Origin of the sequence: Thalassobacter stenotrophicus, from assembly GCF_001458315.1 — a bacterium.
Classification (GTDB): domain Bacteria; phylum Pseudomonadota; class Alphaproteobacteria; order Rhodobacterales; family Rhodobacteraceae; genus Thalassobacter; species Thalassobacter stenotrophicus.
Genome location: NZ_CYRX01000030.1, coordinates 92,158 through 106,201 on the forward strand (window position 1 = coordinate 92,158; position 14,044 = coordinate 106,201).

The 14,044-nt window shown below is 56.8% G+C and carries 21 protein-coding genes and 1 riboswitch; of the genes, 5 read left to right on the plus strand and 16 right to left on the minus strand.

The genetic code is table 11. The features are described from left to right. Nucleotides 1-6: 6 nt before the first annotated feature. Genes THS5294_RS10500 through THS5294_RS10530 form a run of 7 tightly spaced genes read right to left on the minus strand, consistent with a single transcriptional unit; the run spans nt 7 to nt 4,614 of the window. Nucleotides 7-456 carry a DUF411 domain-containing protein gene (locus tag THS5294_RS10500; RefSeq protein ID WP_058123710.1) on the minus strand — a complete coding sequence of 150 codons (450 nt, stop codon included), beginning with the start codon at nt 454-456 and terminating at the stop codon, nt 7-9. Between the two features lie 3 nt (nt 457-459). Beyond that, nucleotides 460-1,833 (minus strand): M23 family metallopeptidase, encoded by a 1,374-nt coding sequence (locus tag THS5294_RS10505; protein WP_058123711.1) that lies wholly within the window; start codon nt 1,831-1,833, stop codon nt 460-462. Further along, nucleotides 1,830-2,453, minus strand: coding sequence for an SCO family protein (locus tag THS5294_RS10510; protein ID WP_058123712.1), 624 nt, complete (start codon nt 2,451-2,453; stop codon nt 1,830-1,832). Before THS5294_RS10510 ends, THS5294_RS10505 begins: the two co-directional genes overlap by 4 nt. Beyond that, a complete protein-coding gene (locus tag THS5294_RS10515; RefSeq protein ID WP_058123713.1) occupies nt 2,453-2,914 on the minus strand; it encodes a copper chaperone PCu(A)C in 462 nt (153 codons plus the stop codon). Before THS5294_RS10515 ends, THS5294_RS10510 begins: the two co-directional genes overlap by 1 nt. 25 nt (nt 2,915-2,939) lie before the next feature. After that, a complete protein-coding gene (locus THS5294_RS10520) occupies nt 2,940-3,599 on the minus strand; it encodes a DsbA family protein (RefSeq protein ID WP_058123714.1) in 660 nt (219 codons plus the stop codon). Continuing rightward, on the minus strand, nt 3,596-4,021 hold the full coding sequence (locus tag THS5294_RS10525) for a disulfide bond formation protein B (RefSeq protein WP_058123715.1): 426 nt from the start codon (nt 4,019-4,021) through the stop codon (nt 3,596-3,598). The genes THS5294_RS10520 and THS5294_RS10525 overlap by 4 nt, the downstream gene beginning before the upstream one ends. Continuing rightward, the gene (locus THS5294_RS10530; RefSeq protein ID WP_058123716.1) at nt 4,018-4,614 is read right to left on the minus strand and encodes an SCO family protein; all 597 of its coding nucleotides are present in this window, start codon (nt 4,612-4,614) and stop codon (nt 4,018-4,020) included. Before THS5294_RS10530 ends, THS5294_RS10525 begins: the two co-directional genes overlap by 4 nt. Before the next feature lie 172 nt (nt 4,615-4,786). Here THS5294_RS10530 and THS5294_RS10535 point away from each other — a divergent pair, with 172 nt between their 5' ends. Continuing rightward, a complete protein-coding gene (locus THS5294_RS10535) occupies nt 4,787-5,215 on the plus strand; it encodes a MerR family transcriptional regulator (RefSeq protein ID WP_058123717.1) in 429 nt (142 codons plus the stop codon). Between the two features lie 83 nt (nt 5,216-5,298). On the opposite strand, the gene THS5294_RS18605 is transcribed toward THS5294_RS10535, so the two are convergent. From THS5294_RS18605 to THS5294_RS10545, 3 genes are read right to left on the minus strand one after another with little or no spacing between them, the layout of a single operon-like run. Further along, on the minus strand, nt 5,299-5,523 hold the full coding sequence (locus THS5294_RS18605; protein ID WP_072936743.1) for a GDCCVxC domain-containing (seleno)protein: 225 nt from the start codon (nt 5,521-5,523) through the stop codon (nt 5,299-5,301). After that, nucleotides 5,499-5,708, minus strand: coding sequence for a mercury resistance system transport protein MerF (gene merF, locus THS5294_RS10540; RefSeq protein WP_058123718.1), 210 nt, complete (start codon nt 5,706-5,708; stop codon nt 5,499-5,501). The genes THS5294_RS18605 and merF overlap by 25 nt, the downstream gene beginning before the upstream one ends. Further along, the gene (locus THS5294_RS10545; RefSeq protein WP_158508594.1) at nt 5,705-6,085 is read right to left on the minus strand and encodes a hypothetical protein; all 381 of its coding nucleotides are present in this window, start codon (nt 6,083-6,085) and stop codon (nt 5,705-5,707) included. Before THS5294_RS10545 ends, merF begins: the two co-directional genes overlap by 4 nt. 48 nt (nt 6,086-6,133) lie before the next feature. On the opposite strand from THS5294_RS10545, the gene THS5294_RS10550 reads away from it, so the two are divergent. After that, complete coding sequence (locus tag THS5294_RS10550) at nt 6,134-6,553, plus strand: MerR family transcriptional regulator (RefSeq protein WP_058123720.1); 420 nt, start codon at nt 6,134-6,136, stop codon at nt 6,551-6,553. Nucleotides 6,554-6,685: 132 nt separating this feature from the next. Here the strand turns inward: THS5294_RS10550 and THS5294_RS10555 are convergent, their stop codons facing one another. Further along, complete coding sequence (locus THS5294_RS10555) at nt 6,686-7,366, minus strand: energy-coupling factor ABC transporter permease (protein WP_058123721.1); 681 nt, start codon at nt 7,364-7,366, stop codon at nt 6,686-6,688. 44 nt (nt 7,367-7,410) lie between these two features. After that, nucleotides 7,411-7,620: riboswitch (cobalamin riboswitch) on the minus strand. A 100-nt stretch (nt 7,621-7,720) separates the two neighbouring features. Between THS5294_RS10555 and THS5294_RS10560 the strand changes: the two genes are divergently transcribed. From THS5294_RS10560 to THS5294_RS10570, 3 genes are read left to right on the plus strand one after another with little or no spacing between them, the layout of a single operon-like run. Continuing rightward, nucleotides 7,721-8,491, plus strand: coding sequence for a transglutaminase-like domain-containing protein (locus THS5294_RS10560; protein WP_058123722.1), 771 nt, complete (start codon nt 7,721-7,723; stop codon nt 8,489-8,491). Beyond that, nucleotides 8,481-9,401: a cation diffusion facilitator family transporter gene (locus THS5294_RS10565; protein WP_058123723.1), complete on the plus strand. Its 921-nt coding sequence runs from the start codon at nt 8,481-8,483 to the stop codon at nt 9,399-9,401. Before THS5294_RS10560 ends, THS5294_RS10565 begins: the two co-directional genes overlap by 11 nt. Next, nucleotides 9,398-9,949 (plus strand): methyltransferase family protein, encoded by a 552-nt coding sequence (locus tag THS5294_RS10570; protein ID WP_072936744.1) that lies wholly within the window; start codon nt 9,398-9,400, stop codon nt 9,947-9,949. Before THS5294_RS10565 ends, THS5294_RS10570 begins: the two co-directional genes overlap by 4 nt. A gap of 22 nt (nt 9,950-9,971) precedes the next feature. Here THS5294_RS10570 and THS5294_RS10575 read toward each other — a convergent pair whose 3' ends face one another. Genes THS5294_RS10575 through THS5294_RS10595 form a run of 5 tightly spaced genes read right to left on the minus strand, consistent with a single transcriptional unit; the run spans nt 9,972 to nt 14,005 of the window. Beyond that, nucleotides 9,972-10,415 carry a methyltransferase family protein gene (locus THS5294_RS10575; RefSeq protein WP_058123724.1) on the minus strand — a complete coding sequence of 148 codons (444 nt, stop codon included), beginning with the start codon at nt 10,413-10,415 and terminating at the stop codon, nt 9,972-9,974. Between the two features lie 49 nt (nt 10,416-10,464). Then, nucleotides 10,465-10,644, minus strand: coding sequence for a hypothetical protein (locus THS5294_RS10580; RefSeq protein ID WP_058123725.1), 180 nt, complete (start codon nt 10,642-10,644; stop codon nt 10,465-10,467). 55 nt (nt 10,645-10,699) lie between these two features. After that, the gene (locus THS5294_RS10585; RefSeq protein WP_058123726.1) at nt 10,700-11,491 is read right to left on the minus strand and encodes a TniQ family protein; all 792 of its coding nucleotides are present in this window, start codon (nt 11,489-11,491) and stop codon (nt 10,700-10,702) included. Continuing rightward, nucleotides 11,488-12,369 (minus strand): TniB family NTP-binding protein, encoded by an 882-nt coding sequence (locus tag THS5294_RS10590; protein WP_058123727.1) that lies wholly within the window; start codon nt 12,367-12,369, stop codon nt 11,488-11,490. Before THS5294_RS10590 ends, THS5294_RS10585 begins: the two co-directional genes overlap by 4 nt. A 1-nt stretch (nt 12,370) precedes the next feature. Beyond that, a complete protein-coding gene (locus tag THS5294_RS10595) occupies nt 12,371-14,005 on the minus strand; it encodes a TnsB C-terminal domain-containing protein (RefSeq protein ID WP_139278654.1) in 1,635 nt (544 codons plus the stop codon). Nucleotides 14,006-14,044: the final 39 nt, after the last annotated feature.

Sequence of the window (14,044 nt, forward strand, 5' to 3'; positions counted from 1 at the left end):
TTGAAGTCAGTTACCGAGATAGCTGGAAAAGATTTCCGTCGATCCGTCGTTGTGTATGAGGAATACGTCATAGGCTTCGCGCCAGCGGCTCTGGTCCATGCCGGGGGAGCCAAGCGGCATGCCTTGCACCGCGAGGCCGACAGCGTCCGGTCTTTCGCTGAGCAACCTGCGAATATCATCCGCGGGCACATGGCCTTCGATCACGTACCCCTCGATGAGGCCCGTGTGACAGGATTCCATGCGTTGCGGAACGCCGTTGTCGAGCTTGAAGCGGACGAGAAGCCCGGCGAACATGTCTTCGCCAGTGGGTGCAAAACCGTTCTCTTCGAGGTGCTCCATCCACGCAAGGCAGCACCCGCAGCCATTTGTCTTTTTGACGTCAATCGGCGTGGCTTCGGCGATCGCTTGGGTGGCGAGGCCGAGGAAGAAGGCAATTGCGAGCGATAGTTGTCTCATGATCTAGAGCCTTTCTGATGTCGCGGTGGCGATGTCGGTGTCCAGCAATCCTGAAAACTGTGCTCGGCTGTCTTCAAGGCGCGACACAATGTCTGAATTGGTTCCTTCTGCGCTTGACGCTTCGGCAAGCCGTTCTTCCGACATCGGATCTGTCGGACGGCCATCTACGCGCACTTCATAATGCAGGTTTGGACCGGTCGCCGTGCCTGTTGCGCCAACTCGGCCGATCACGTCGCCTGCGGCAACCCGGTCCCCGATGTAGAGACCTTCAGGCGCAGAACTCAGATGCGCATAGCGGGTCATGGTGTCGGAACCATGCGCGATCTCGACCACGCGCCCATAGCCGCCGCGCCGCCCAATAAACGAGATGCGGCCCGGTGCCGTTGCGTAGACTGGCGTCCCATATGGCGCCGCAAAATCAACCCCGGTGTGCATGCGCACATCTCCAAAAACCGGGTGCCTGCGATTGCCGTAGACCGAACTCAGCCGCGCGCCTTTCACGGGCTGCGCAAACACACGTAGCAATTCCCCATCGACAAAGATTGTCGCGTTTCCTGAATTGTCGTCAGGCCAAACGATTTCATAGAGAGCTTCGTCGATGACTATCGCGGCGAAAGACAGGCGAGGCGGTCTGATAACCTGGTCGCCGAGAGTGGCTTCGCGCCACATCAGCTGCAGCCGTTCTCCGCCTTTCAGATCACGTCGGAAATCGACCGTTCCGCCCAACATCTCGGCCAAGTCGACAGCAAATCGCGCCGGAATATCTGCCGATGCAAGGGTTGCAAAGATCGAGGTTTCCACCTTCGTATCTGCCGCACGCAGAACCAGATCGGGCTCAGGCACGATCTTCCGTATGGCAATCTCATCTGCAAACACGGCTTCGATTTGCACGCCTGCGTCGACGGACAATACCACCCGTCTGAGCGACCCCGAAAGCGACGTTTCAACCTCAATCCCATATCCCGGTTTGAGCTTACGCAGGTCATATTCCGTGGCCAGCGCCAGCGCCACTTCGGCGCGATCGGGTGCATAGAGGCCTGCTTTGGACAGCAAGGCGTCCAGGGTTTCACCTGAGGACAAACTGCCCGACCACATCTCCATTGGGGGTTTGGTTTCTGGCAAAGCCACATCAATGACTGGACGCGATGGCGGTTCTGGTGCCCAAGCGACTGTGTCCGATCTAACAACCGCTGGCTCGAAGGGCATCAGCGGTTGAGTTCGCATTGCCGGGCTCTGCAACGGCGCGGGCTGCCAATCAGACACCACGACAAGCGCTTCCGGGACAGGGGCCATTTTCCAAATGGTCGGAAGTCCCATTACCAACACGACAGCAACGCCTGCTGATGCGACGCCGAAGGCAGGGTATCTTAATTTCATGACGTTTCTTCTTCTGCTCTTGCGAGAACACGGCGGATCTTCGGCACTGCGAATTCTCGCGGTTCATGGTAATCGATGGTGCTCGCAAACCGTCCGTCAGCATCGAAGAGAAAAACGCTCGCCGTGTGGTTCATCGTATAGTGGCCGTCTGTCGCGACCTTCTCATAGCTCGCACGGAAACCTGCAGCAGCGCGTGCTGTCTCGTCCAGCGTCCCGCTCCATCCTTGGATGGCCGGGTGGAAGTAACTGACATATTCAGCCATGGCGGGCACAGTATCGCGCTCCGGATCGACCGTGATGAACACGACGTTCATGTCCGCGACATCATCTCCAAGGTCGTCGAGCCAGCCCGAGATATCCGAGAGCGTCGTCGGGCATACATCAGGGCAGTATGTGAAGCCAAAAAACACCATGGATGGATTGCCCAGAAGCGACGCAGGTCCGACAGTTTCACCGCCTTGATCAGTCATCTGGAATTCCATCTGGGTAAGCGGCAAAGGTCGCTGAGCCACCGGTTCAGGCGCGCCGGTACCATCCACCTGCCACCAGCCGATGAACAGCGCCAGCGCAAGCATGCTGGCAATTGCAGCGCCATAAGTAAGGAGAGTTCTTCGGCTCATCAGCCCTCCGGCCCACGTGCCGCAATGCCAAGAATGGGCACATTAACGGTCAACTTCCCGCCATCGGCAAAGTTCATTGTCAGCGGAAAGGTCTCTCCTTCGACCATCTTGGTTTGCAACCGCATCAGCATGGCATGCATGCCACCTGGCTCAAGCGAAACACTTTCGCCCGGGGGAATAATGATTTCTCCGGCTGGTGCCATAGAACTCACGCCATTCGCATCGGTCTTGGTCTCATGAATATCCGGCATCATGGCGAGCGGCGTTTCTAATCCCAGCAGTGTCACTGGCTCGGTGCCTGTGTTGCGCAATGTCATGTAGGCTGCACCTGGACGATTGATGCCGATAGAGGCGCGCGACCACGCGTCTTCGACCACAATATCTTCCGAACCCGCAAGGGAGGCTGTGGGCAAACCGACCAGAATACTGAATGCAAGGGCAGTGAAGGTAGATTTTCTCATAGGTATGTTCCTGATCGTTTTTTGTTCAAGATCCACTCGCGGCGACTTCCGCTGCGACGAGGGCGCGCAACTCGTCAGCGCCGAAGGGATCTAGGGGTTTGCCGTTTACGAAGAAGGTGGGGGTACCACGCACGCCGACAGCGTCGACATCTGCGCGATCTTGATTGAGAACGCCAACCGTCTGTGGTGCCATCATTTGGGCTTTCGCGGCTTCCGCGTCCAGGCCAGCCTGTTCAGCAATTCCAATGATCCGACCGGGGTCCGGCGCGCCATGGGATGCCCAACGGGGCTGATACTCGAGGAGCGCTTCCAGGACCGGCTCGAAAATGCCCTGCATACGGGCCGCCTCAAGGACACGAATGGCCTGCTCTGATCCTTCTCCGTGGAAGGGCGTATATCTCAGCACAACACGCACTGCGCCGTCATGCTCCGCCAGTATGTCCTTCACAATCGGATGGAAGGCGCGGCACGCCTCGCAAGCCGGATCGAAGAACTCGACGATGGTGACAGGAGCCTCTTCGGGGCCGAGGATAGGAGAGTAGGGCCGGATTAACGCCTCTGCGATTTCCGGCTGGACCGCCTCGACCTGGGCCACCAGGGCAGGGCGGGATTGATACCAAACGGCGGCGGCAAAGATCGCAAGGCCAACGATTAGGACCGATAGAACGACTGATTTGTTTTTCATGTGCGCTGCTCCTTTAGGGAGAAAATGGACAGGATCGTGATCAGCCCAAAGGCGACCAACGACAAAAGAGGGATGGGGACGCCGAGGAAGACCTGATTGTCATCGGTGCAAGACGGGCCGGTTGCTGTGCAGGGTTGGATACGTTCCGGGAGGAGCCCGGTATAAAAGCCCAGATGCCAGAGTGCGATGGCGGCCCCACTAATTGCGAGCACAACACCGTAGCGACCGACCCGATGATCCTCCCACCAGATACCAAGTCCTAGAACGACGGCCAGCGGGAACATAAACGCGCGCTGAAACCAGCAAAGATTGCAAGGTGCCTGCCCCAGAACCTCACCGATATAGAGCACGGCCAGGGAACTCCCCAAAGCGACGATCCACGCGGCGGTCAAAGCCGTCTCTTTTGACATTACCCGGCTCATATCGACATCCGCGCCTTCAGATCGGCAAGGATCTCCTCTGCCGGCGTGCCATATGTCCAGGACCCCACATATCCGCCTTGCGGATCAAAGAGGAACAGCTGAGACGAATGTCCCATCGTGTATCCGTCGGGCGAAGTCGCCTCCTCGATCTTCTCAAAGTACACGCGGAAGGTTTCCGATGTTCGCTTGATCTGATCGGCCGTGCCGGTGAGACCGATGATATTGGCATCAAACGCCGGGACAAACTCTGCCAGTTGTTCCGGCGTGTCACGTTCCGGATCAATGGAAATAAAGAGCGGCTGGACTCGGGTGGCGTCAGAGCCGAGCGCATCCATGACAGCGGCAACCTCTGCCAAGGTCGTGGGGCATACATCGGGGCAATTCGCAAAGCCGAAGAACACGAGCATCCAGCGCCCTGCGAAGTCTTCGTCCGTCTGCACTCTGCCTCGGTGATCGGTCAGTTCGAAGTCGGCTTGGAACGCGGGCGCATCAGCGCGCTGTTCTTCTCTGATGGAAACCTGCAAAAAAATGAACCCAACAACCGCGATCGCGGTAAGTCCCCAAAGCATTTTTTGTAACGTAGAAAATTTCATTGGTTGTATTGCGCCCGATTCCATCCATTTTTAAGGCGTTCTAAATGTTCTAGCTGCTAGAGGTTCAAGTTGTTTTTCGGCATTGCGGCGGCGCGTCACGGATCTGTGATTACGGTGCTGGCTTGCGGATGCCAATAGCTATAGCTACCAACGCTATAGATATGGAGGTCACATGCTGACAATTGGAAGTTTGGGAAAGAAGACCGGAACAAAAGTTCAGACTGTGCGGTATTACGAACAGATCGGCCTGATGCCCGAACCAGGTCGCACCGAAGGCGGGCAGCGGCGCTACGGCGATGCGGAAGTCGACCGCCTGTCCTTCATCCGGCACGCACGCCAGTTGGGGTTTCCCCTTGAAGCGATCCGCGAGCTTCTCGATCTCAGCGACAATCCCGACCGCTCCTGTCATGAGGCGGATTCCATCGCCCGGCGGCAACTCAAACAAGTAGAACTAAGGATGGATCGGCTGAAAGCGCTGCGCACAGAGCTGAAGCGCATGATTCATGAATGCAGCGGAGGGAATACAGCGGACTGTAAGGTCCTTGAAGTCTTGCGCGATCACTCCGAATGTCTGACCGACCACGATGCAATCGGCGCATAGTCGAGAATAGAGGTGAATGCCGCGCGAGGGGATTGACCGCACTATGGCCCCTAGGTGTCCGAGCGACCGGTGTTGAATGCCTGCTAGGCGCAACAGGACTTGCCCTCTTGGATCGGTGGACAAGGAACCGTCGCGTAGGAGCAATAGACGCAGCAATCCCCCTCTAGCGGTTTCAAGACGGTCTGACATGACTTGCATTCATAGAACCACTGGCACGCATCCGTTGGCATGGTCTCGGTTTCAACGTGCCCGCAAGATGGACAGGTGAGAGTAGATTGCAGCACTACTTTGGCGTCTTCTGTCGCCATATCGCATACCCCGTCAGTATAAGAAATCCTGCCATAATCGGCAGTAAGACAGCGTCGCTGTAAACGACACTAAGCACGCCTGTCAGGCCAAGCGCCGTCAGCACGAAGGGCAAGAGCGGCGTGAAGCAACAAAGGCCAGCCAGCATCGTGCCCCCCACTCCGAGCGCCAGTAGTTTGTTCTTCATCGGGTCGATCTCCACAAATCCCACATAAAGCGCTGTGCTGACGTCTCCCAGAGCGGGGAAGACAGCGCGATCAAAAAGGCGATGGATGCAAGTGACGTCCAGACGATTGCTGACCGCTCGCGCGTTGCACATGGCTTGCGACGCAGCACCTGATACCACGCCCAAACGAGGGCAATCGCGACAGCGACAAGAATGAACCCTCGATAAACGATGAATGGGCCAAGCATGGTGAGCCATGCACCGCCAAGGCCCAGTATCGAAAGGCCGATAGGCAAAACACAACATGATGCCGACAACAGCGCTAAAAGCGCCGCGAAAGGCATCACTAGGCTCGCATCGATGCCGGATTCTGCCACGGGTTGTTGATTTGCATTCATGTCCATTTTGCTTTTTTACTTCCTGTAGCCACTACAGGAGCAAGCGAAATGTTCACCATCGCCAAAGCGTCAGAACAAAGCGGCGTGAACATCGAAACGATCCGATACTATGAACGAGAGGGTGTTGTTCCGAAGCCGGGGCGCTCCGCAGGCGGGCGTCGGCTATACTCGGCCGATGAAATTGCCAAACTTAGGTTCGTGCGTCGGTGTCGCGATCTAGGCTTCCCGATCTCGATCATCCAGACTTTTCTGTCGCTCACCAAGCAGAGTGACCGATCCTGCGGTGAGGTAAAAGCCATGGCCGAGAACCATTTGGGTGAGATCACCGCCAAGATTGAGAACTTAGTGCGCCTCCGAGAAGCGCTTTTGAGCCTTTCCAAGAATTGCGACGACGGCACTGCGGCCTGTCCTATGTTAGAGGCTCTTATGAAAGATGGCTTTCGCGAAGGCGTACCTGCGCGAAACTGACATGAGTTAAATCTTCGCGAAAAGTAGCTGTTACGGGATTCTGCCTCTCTATAAAGCTGACACCCGTACGCGATCGCCGTCCAATCCGTATGTCGGACGGCGATCTACTTTCCTAAATAGCACCTGATGACATCATGCAGGTTGATAGAGCCGACCATGCGGAAGGCCTGTTTTCTCGAACCTCCGGAATGTCTTTGCCAAAGCCAGAGCACCAAGGTCAACGATGGGTTCAAGCAAAACAACGATGATGTAGACCGAGGCGAATGCACCTGCATTTGCAAAGGTCTCTGCTGTAAAGCCTTGCCCGTAGAATACCCAGAATGCCACCCATGCGACAATGCCACCTTGGAACACCGCAGATAGCTTCGCGGCTTGGCCATAGGTTACTTCAATGTAAGGGGTGTCGGCCGGTATAATTCGTTGAGCCAATGCCGCCATCGCCAAAACTGGCAGAATGAGCGTGGTCAGGTTCATTCCCAACTGCGGAATGTCTGTGGGTGAAAACAGGAAGCTTTGCGCGACAAGACCAAAGATCAGACCAATAGCTGTTGGAACTGCGCCGAGGATCAAGAAAAGGGTGGTCCCAAGTATCAGATGTACTTCTGACACTCCAACAGGTGGATGCGGCAGAAATTCAAAGAATCCGAGCACCATCGCGCTTGCCGCGGCAGAGCGACCGGTCAAAGCCAAGAGGTTGCCGTTCTGCTTCACGTGGTCAACAGCGAGCTTGGCGACAATTCCAACTGAGGCAACGCCAGTCGCGGTTCCGAGTAAGAGTTTTGCGCCGTCCACGACGCCAGGTTCAATATGCATAAGTTCGTCCTTTCTGCACCCATCGTGCAAAATGCCTTCAGAGAGGCGTTACAGTGTACCTGGCAGGTTTCCTGACTCGCGTTTTAACGCGACAATTCCACCTTCCCGGATCTCTCCAGTGGTATTCGGAATGCAGCTAACGCTCACAGTTGCGTGGGCAGTCTCGGATCAGGACAGATATTGATGTCCCTACCGCGTTCCCATTTACCCCGCCGCCGCAAATCGGCTTTGGGACCAAGTCCGAGCACCTGATATTCTCGGCCTAGGTAAGTCAACAATGATTGCAACAAACACTTGAACCTACAGTCACTGTAGCAATTACATCTTACTCAGAGACGATTCGAGGAGATGAAAATGAGCGATGATGATCGGCTGTTGGAAGCAACCCCAATCCTAAACTTCAACCACCCGTCGATTGCACAACTGATCGAAGAAAGAGAGTGGAAAGCCCTCTCTCAACATGACCGGATCGGCGCTGTCTACGATTTCGTCCGCAATGAAATCGCCTTCGGGTACAACAGCGCAGACCACATCTCTGCCGCCGATGTGCTCGCGGACGGTTTTGGTCAGTGCAACACCAAGGGAACGCTTTTGATGGCGCTGCTGCGCGCGGTCGGTGTGCGGTGCCGTCTTCACGGGTTCACGATCCACAAAGAACTGCAACGCGGTGTCGTGCCTGAACTCGTGTATCCGATTGCCCCGGAAGAGATCATTCACTCCTGGGTCGAGGTGGAGACGGAGACGGATTGGGCAAACCTCGAAGGGTTCATTCTAGATGCAGAGTTTCTATCGGCGCTCCAATCCACATTTACCGATTCACCCAGCCTCTGCGGTTACGGGGCCGGGACTGACTGCCTGCAAGCGCCGCCAGTGGAGTGGACGGGGGGCGACACCTATATTCAAGAGACCGGCATTGTTCAGGACTTCGGCACCTTCGACGCGCCCGACGACTTCTACGCCCATCATCAGCAGTCGTTCAGCTTCGTAAAGGGTCTACTTTATCGGCATATCATACGCCATTGGATGAATGCCCGCGTGCGCCGGATCAGATCGGGTAACGTGCCGCAGATTCCCGGCCGGGCATTGCCCAATCATAACCACGAGGAATCGCGTCATGCCTCATGATCACGGCCACGCGCATATAGATCCCGCTTCTGGGGACCGCCGTGTCTCCATCGCGATCTGGGCCAACGCACTTCTGACAGTTGCGCAGATTGTCGGTGGGATCTTGTCCGGCAGCCTCGCGCTCATTGCCGATGCGCTGCACAATTTCTCGGACATGGCATCCTTGGTGATCGCTTTTGCAGCTCGGAAGATCGCAAGACGCCCCGCTGACGAACGCATGACCTTCGGCTATGGCCGGATCGAAGTTGTGGCTGCCTTGATCAACTACACCACCCTCATCCTCGTTGGTGTCTATCTCATCTACGAGGGCGGAATGCGCATGATCGAGCCAACCGAAGTGGCCGGTTGGACCGTAGTGATCCTGGGCTCGGTGGCGCTGGTTGTCGACACGCTGACAGCGCTGCTGACGTATTCGATGCAAAAGGGCAGCGTGAACATCCGGGCGCTTTTCCTGCACAATCTGTCAGACGCGTTGGCCTCTGTTGCGGTGATCATCGGCGGCTCGCTCATCCTGCTCTATGATATGTGGTGGGTCGATCCGGCGATCACGATCGGCATCGCGCTCTACATACTTTATCTCGCCGTCACTGAAATTGGTGGCCCCATTCGTATCCTGATGCTCGGAAGCCCACCCGACATCGACAACGATGCCGTTGTTGCTGCAATCAGGGAGGTCGACGGGGTCCATGATGTCCACCACGTTCATCTGTGGCAGATGCAAGAGAACGAGGCGGCATTGGACTGCCATGTCGTGACGGATGATGGCGCGTCCGGCGAAAGGATCAAAGTTGCTGTGAAGGCGCGCCTCGCCGAGGAGTTCGGTATCCGGCACTCCACGCTCGAATTGGAAGATCGGAAAAATGCGCACGAGGGCGCGAAACTCTATGGGCATGATGGAGCCAGAACATGATGGAAACTACATTGGCTTTCTTTGGTTTGGTAATTGCTGCGGCCACGCTTGCTTCGATCCTATGGTCAATCGCTTACCCAGATCGCCGCATCTGGCCGCCCCAGCAGTACACAGCCATCACACCAATACTGATTTGGGTGCCGACGTTTTCTTTGTTTGGAATTTTGATCGTGCTCGGCGTCTTGGGTTGGGGTGATCTGGCCTTTCCAAGCTGGCTCCGGTTCGGATTAGGTACACCGCTGATAGTGATCGGCAATGTCGTTGTCTGGTCTGAAGTTGCCCATTTTGGTGTACCACAAACAGGCGGCGCGAAAGGCGCTCTGAGGATCGCAGGCATGTATCGCTACTCTCGCAATCCGCAGTATCTAGCCGATATCGTGATTGTTGCAGGTTGGATAATTTTATCCGCCGCTCCTTGGACGATAGCAGTTGGACTTCCCGCAATCATGGTCTTGGCTATTGCACCGTTTGCCGAAGAACGCTGGCTGATAGAGCAATATGGGCAGCCCTATGAGGATTACCGTTCCAAAACCCGCCGTTTCCTTTGACAAGATCAATGGCGGTCGTCGTTCAAACCCATCGACGCACCTGCTCGCAATAGGACGCATAGTCTGCGCTGAAAGTTGCGTGCATCATCGCTTCTTCAAACCGGACATACCAACGGTCAAGGACGATACAAAATACACCCGAAATGATGAGTGGGGAGACTGTTCGCATCGCGACCGCGCCTCCCAAAGCACAGAGTGCAAAACCCAGATACATGAGGTTTCTGCTCCAAGCGAAGAGACCTGTTGTGACGAGCTTGTCTGGCTTGTCGAATGTCATGATGTTGGTCTCTTCGGCTTTGAACATTCGCGCGCCTGCAAACGATATCAAGATACCAAGAACGGCAATCGGTATGCCGACATAGGACCACGGCGCTGGCAAGGTGTACCCAATGGGAACAAAACTGTTTGCAAAGATTATGGTGGCCCAAGTGATGACAAGCAGGATGGGAGGCAAAAGCCGCTTCATATGATCATCTCCGATTCTGGATAGCTGGCAAGGGCAAGTGGTGCGTCCGTCAGAAAATCGGAACCTGACGCCCGTAGTAAAAAGCGTCCACGGGCGGCGGGATGCGGCGTACGATCTCTTGCTCTGACAAATCAACGTGGACCTCAAGAAGCGGGCTTTTGTTAATCGCTTGCCCGACGATGTCGCTCCCGTCGCTGCGTGCACCGAACTCTGCTTTCGTGATGACCACCTGTCGCGTTGCCCTTTAATCTGAGACGCGACGCGTTTGGCGACAATTTTTGCCCTTAATTGTGAGATACGGCTGTCATGGGGCTCCTGTTTCTCGCGCACCTTTGCGCGATGTGATCAACCGCGGCAAGCAATCGAGGCTCCTTCTCGAAGGCGCGCAAGAGAGCAACCCTTGCATAGTCGTCGATGCTTTTGCTGACGATGGCTGCCTTAGCCAAGGGATGAGATCGAGCGGCGGCGATTGCGGCGAGGCAGAACAGCCTAACTTCCGATCTGGGGTTCTGGACAGCGAACGACGGATCCCCGCGGAAGGTTTTGAGTGACATGGCAAAGGTGACTGCGCGCATTGCGCGCCGAAGTTGCTTGGGGCCGCGCGAGCGCGCGGCGCACTCAAGCATCTCTGCCCCGCGGCGCGCTCGGTATATCAGTTTTCCAGATATTTGTTCCTCACGGAGTTTGCCAAGGGTCTGCACAAGTCTCGTCCCGCAAACCTGGCAGTCAAATGCCCAGGCCCGCCTCCAATGCCTGAGCGAAAGACCCTCTCTGGCGCATTGCATGCAATGCTGGAATGGCATCTGAGCCGTCAGCGAGGCTTCTCGTGGCGTCATTGCCGGAAAGGTCAAAGATCGAACAACATCTGGGTTAACCCGTGCGGCGTTGGCAATCTTCGCCGCCGCAGCCGCGTCGACGTTGAAGTCCAAGGCGGTGCCATGCGCGGTATCGATTCTGAGATGAGCCAGTAGTTCCGCATCATCACAGTAGTTGGCCGCCGCCAGCCGAGACAACCAACCTGACAACAACTCGTCTGGCAGCGGCGCGACAGTCTTGGGCAGCGGGTGCGGCTTCACACCCGGGACTTCTGGAGCCGCCGATGGGGGTTCGCATGGCGCGACCAAACCGGCGTCCATTTTGCGATTGCGTCATCGGTGATGCATTCCTCACCTGTGATAATGGCGTCGATGGAAAGATCCTTGATCAGGGCGAAAATGCGCGAGGTCACCCCACCGGTCAGTGCCAAGACCTGCTTGAGAGATTTGACCTTCAGGTTGGACTTCTTTTCCAGTGGCATGGCAGCAATAAGGGTCTGGATCATGTCCGAGAACTCGGCATCGTCGCGCCAGTTTGGCAGATGATGTTCGTCCAGCCGTCGGGCAAGCTGGATATCACCGCGAATAGCATCGACGGCCTCGCTGACCCCAAGGCAGACCAGTGACACCTCGAGTTCATTGCTGAGATACCGCAGGACATTGAGAAATCGGCGCTGTTCGCGGTGGGTCCCGGCCAAGAGATTGTGGACCTCGTCGATCATGATCATCCGCAGGCCAAGGTCGCGTAAGAGCGCGATGACACGGACTTCGAGGGAAGCCACATTTTGAGCGCGGGCGCTAAGAGCCGTCGCCGGGGCGCCGACGGCGGCCAGGATGTGCAGGTAAAACCGCCGTTCATCAGGTGCGGGCGGCGCTTGCAACAGCAGAAGCGGTGTGCGGGTGATGCCCGACGCCGGATCGTATTCTGGTGCGTACTTGCGCGACAGGTTTCGGGCAATCATCGTCTTTCCGATCCCGGAGGCGCCATGCACAAGAAGCCCAGGCATACGGGTTTGTCGTGGCGCTTCGATCATGCCCTGCAAGCGGTCCAACACCTGTTCCGCCCGAGGAAAGCCGATCCAGATATCCGATTGAATGAGGGCGATCCGGCCGTCTTCTTCAGTTGTCCCTGCCCTCAATTCACCATCTCTCCACTTTGAACAATGGGCGCGATGTATCACCCGTGTCGATCGGGCGCAGCCTTTCGGTTTTCGAGACAGCCGAGTTGGTGCCCTCCAATGTCCCTTTTCTTTCACGGGATCGGCGTTCGGCCTTCGTTAGGCCCCGGCTTTCAAACTCGATCTGGCGTTGCTGTCGGATCAGCTCAGCCAGCACCAGCTCATTAGACCCGGACTTGCCAAGGGCACGGGCCTTCCTCATCGCTTCGCGATATTCCCAGAGCGAGACGGGCGGAATTTCCAGGTTTCTGTACCGCGCCTCAACATACCGGCCATCGTCCAGTTCGACCCAGATCATTGAGATATCGCGAGGATCGTAGCGAACGACCACCTTTCCATCCCCGCGCCCAATGTGGCCTGCAAGGGCATCGGACCAGTACCTTATCTGGAACAGATGGATGCCGTCACGCCTGATCTTGCGCAGTTCACTCGGCAGGAAGCTCACCTGAAAGGCTTCCATCTCGAAGGGGATGTCGCCTGTCATTTGCTCTGAGAGCACCTCCCATTTGGCGACGGGCGTACAGCCAAGACTTGAATGAATGCTGTTGTTGTAGCGGCAGATTTCCAGGGCAAACCAGCGATCAAATTCGCCTAAAGTCATCGCGGCCATGCCTTCGGCATCGTAGTCGCCCTTGGCCACGACCGAGGATTGCGTTGTTCCAGGCAACAGGTGCACGGCCCCCATCATCGTGCCGATCAATCGTTCGATGTGCCCTCCGAAATGAGGACTGCCTGGCGGCCGATAGACCAGATCGATCCCCCATTCCGCACATGCCGACCGAAAGGCTTGCGACCGGAAATCGCGCCCTCTATCGACGTGGATCCTATGCGGTTTACCCTGCGCGGGCCAAGGAACATTGCACACCAATTCCGCCAGAAGTTCCGCCTTGGGGGCCACAGCCTGTGTCAGGCAAAGCGCCACCGACAGACGCGAAGGTGCCTCGAGAGAGGTGTAATATCCGGTCACCATCCGCGTTGCGACGTCGATCGCCAGCGTGACCCAAGGCCGCCCAATTGGTTGGCGTTCAAAACTGTCGACGAGAATGATGTCCGCAGGCGTATGGTCGATTTGCACGACCTCCAGTGGCCGGTTTGCCTTGTTGTCGCCTACGACCGGCGCAAATTTCTGGCGGGCCGCCTTTGCGCCTTCGCGTGCCTTGGCAATTGCGCGGGCGTCCATTGCATCCAGCCTGCGCTGAACCGTCCGACGCGTCGGCGGTTGCAAGCCCTGCTGCCAGCACGCGCTGCGGATTTCTGTCACGACGCGCGACAAGCTCGAACGCTCCCGGCGCAAGAAATAGCGGCGAAGGTGCTCCTCGATTACCGCTTCGACTTTGCTGGATATTAACATCGTCCCGGTCGGGCGGCCCCGTTTCCGCGGAGCCAGAGCGCTGGTGCGCCCACCCTCTTCCGCCAACCGTTTTATCCAACGCCAGACCGTCGCCCTGCTGACACCAAGCTCCCAAACGGCGTCATTGATGCCACGTTCCAGGCTGCCAGTTCCTTTGAGATATGCCTGAACAAGCGGACGCAGAACGGCCGCCCTACGCGCCTCCTCAGCACCAGCGGCAACGGAGTCTTCGCGATCATCATCCATCAATATTTGCCATACGAAGCTGCGAACCCTGTCTCAGGT

Coding starts and splice junctions, on each gene's coding strand:
- THS5294_RS10520 (WP_058123714.1), bottom strand. CDS start 3,599: ATGAAAAACAAATCAGTCGTTCTATCGGTCCTAATCGTTGGCCTTGCG.
- THS5294_RS10525 (WP_058123715.1), bottom strand. CDS start 4,021: ATGAGCCGGGTAATGTCAAAAGAGACGGCTTTGACCGCCGCGTGGATC.
- THS5294_RS10575 (WP_058123724.1), bottom strand. CDS start 10,415: ATGAAGCGGCTTTTGCCTCCCATCCTGCTTGTCATCACTTGGGCCACC.
- THS5294_RS10595 (WP_139278654.1), bottom strand. CDS start 14,005: ATGGATGATGATCGCGAAGACTCCGTTGCCGCTGGTGCTGAGGAGGCG.
- THS5294_RS18605 (WP_072936743.1), bottom strand. CDS start 5,523: ATGGCGACAGAAGACGCCAAAGTAGTGCTGCAATCTACTCTCACCTGT.
- THS5294_RS10530 (WP_058123716.1), bottom strand. CDS start 4,614: ATGAAATTTTCTACGTTACAAAAAATGCTTTGGGGACTTACCGCGATC.
- THS5294_RS10550 (WP_058123720.1), top strand. CDS start 6,134: ATGTTCACCATCGCCAAAGCGTCAGAACAAAGCGGCGTGAACATCGAA.
- THS5294_RS10510 (WP_058123712.1), bottom strand. CDS start 2,453: ATGAGCCGAAGAACTCTCCTTACTTATGGCGCTGCAATTGCCAGCATG.
- merF (WP_058123718.1), bottom strand. CDS start 5,708: ATGAAGAACAAACTACTGGCGCTCGGAGTGGGGGGCACGATGCTGGCT.
- THS5294_RS10545 (WP_158508594.1), bottom strand. CDS start 6,085: ATGAATGCAAATCAACAACCCGTGGCAGAATCCGGCATCGATGCGAGC.
- THS5294_RS10560 (WP_058123722.1), top strand. CDS start 7,721: ATGAGCGATGATGATCGGCTGTTGGAAGCAACCCCAATCCTAAACTTC.
- THS5294_RS10535 (WP_058123717.1), top strand. CDS start 4,787: ATGCTGACAATTGGAAGTTTGGGAAAGAAGACCGGAACAAAAGTTCAG.
- THS5294_RS10565 (WP_058123723.1), top strand. CDS start 8,481: ATGCCTCATGATCACGGCCACGCGCATATAGATCCCGCTTCTGGGGAC.
- THS5294_RS10515 (WP_058123713.1), bottom strand. CDS start 2,914: ATGAGAAAATCTACCTTCACTGCCCTTGCATTCAGTATTCTGGTCGGT.
- THS5294_RS10570 (WP_072936744.1), top strand. CDS start 9,398: ATGATGGAAACTACATTGGCTTTCTTTGGTTTGGTAATTGCTGCGGCC.
- THS5294_RS10555 (WP_058123721.1), bottom strand. CDS start 7,366: ATGCATATTGAACCTGGCGTCGTGGACGGCGCAAAACTCTTACTCGGA.
- THS5294_RS10505 (WP_058123711.1), bottom strand. CDS start 1,833: ATGAAATTAAGATACCCTGCCTTCGGCGTCGCATCAGCAGGCGTTGCT.
- THS5294_RS10500 (WP_058123710.1), bottom strand. CDS start 456: ATGAGACAACTATCGCTCGCAATTGCCTTCTTCCTCGGCCTCGCCACC.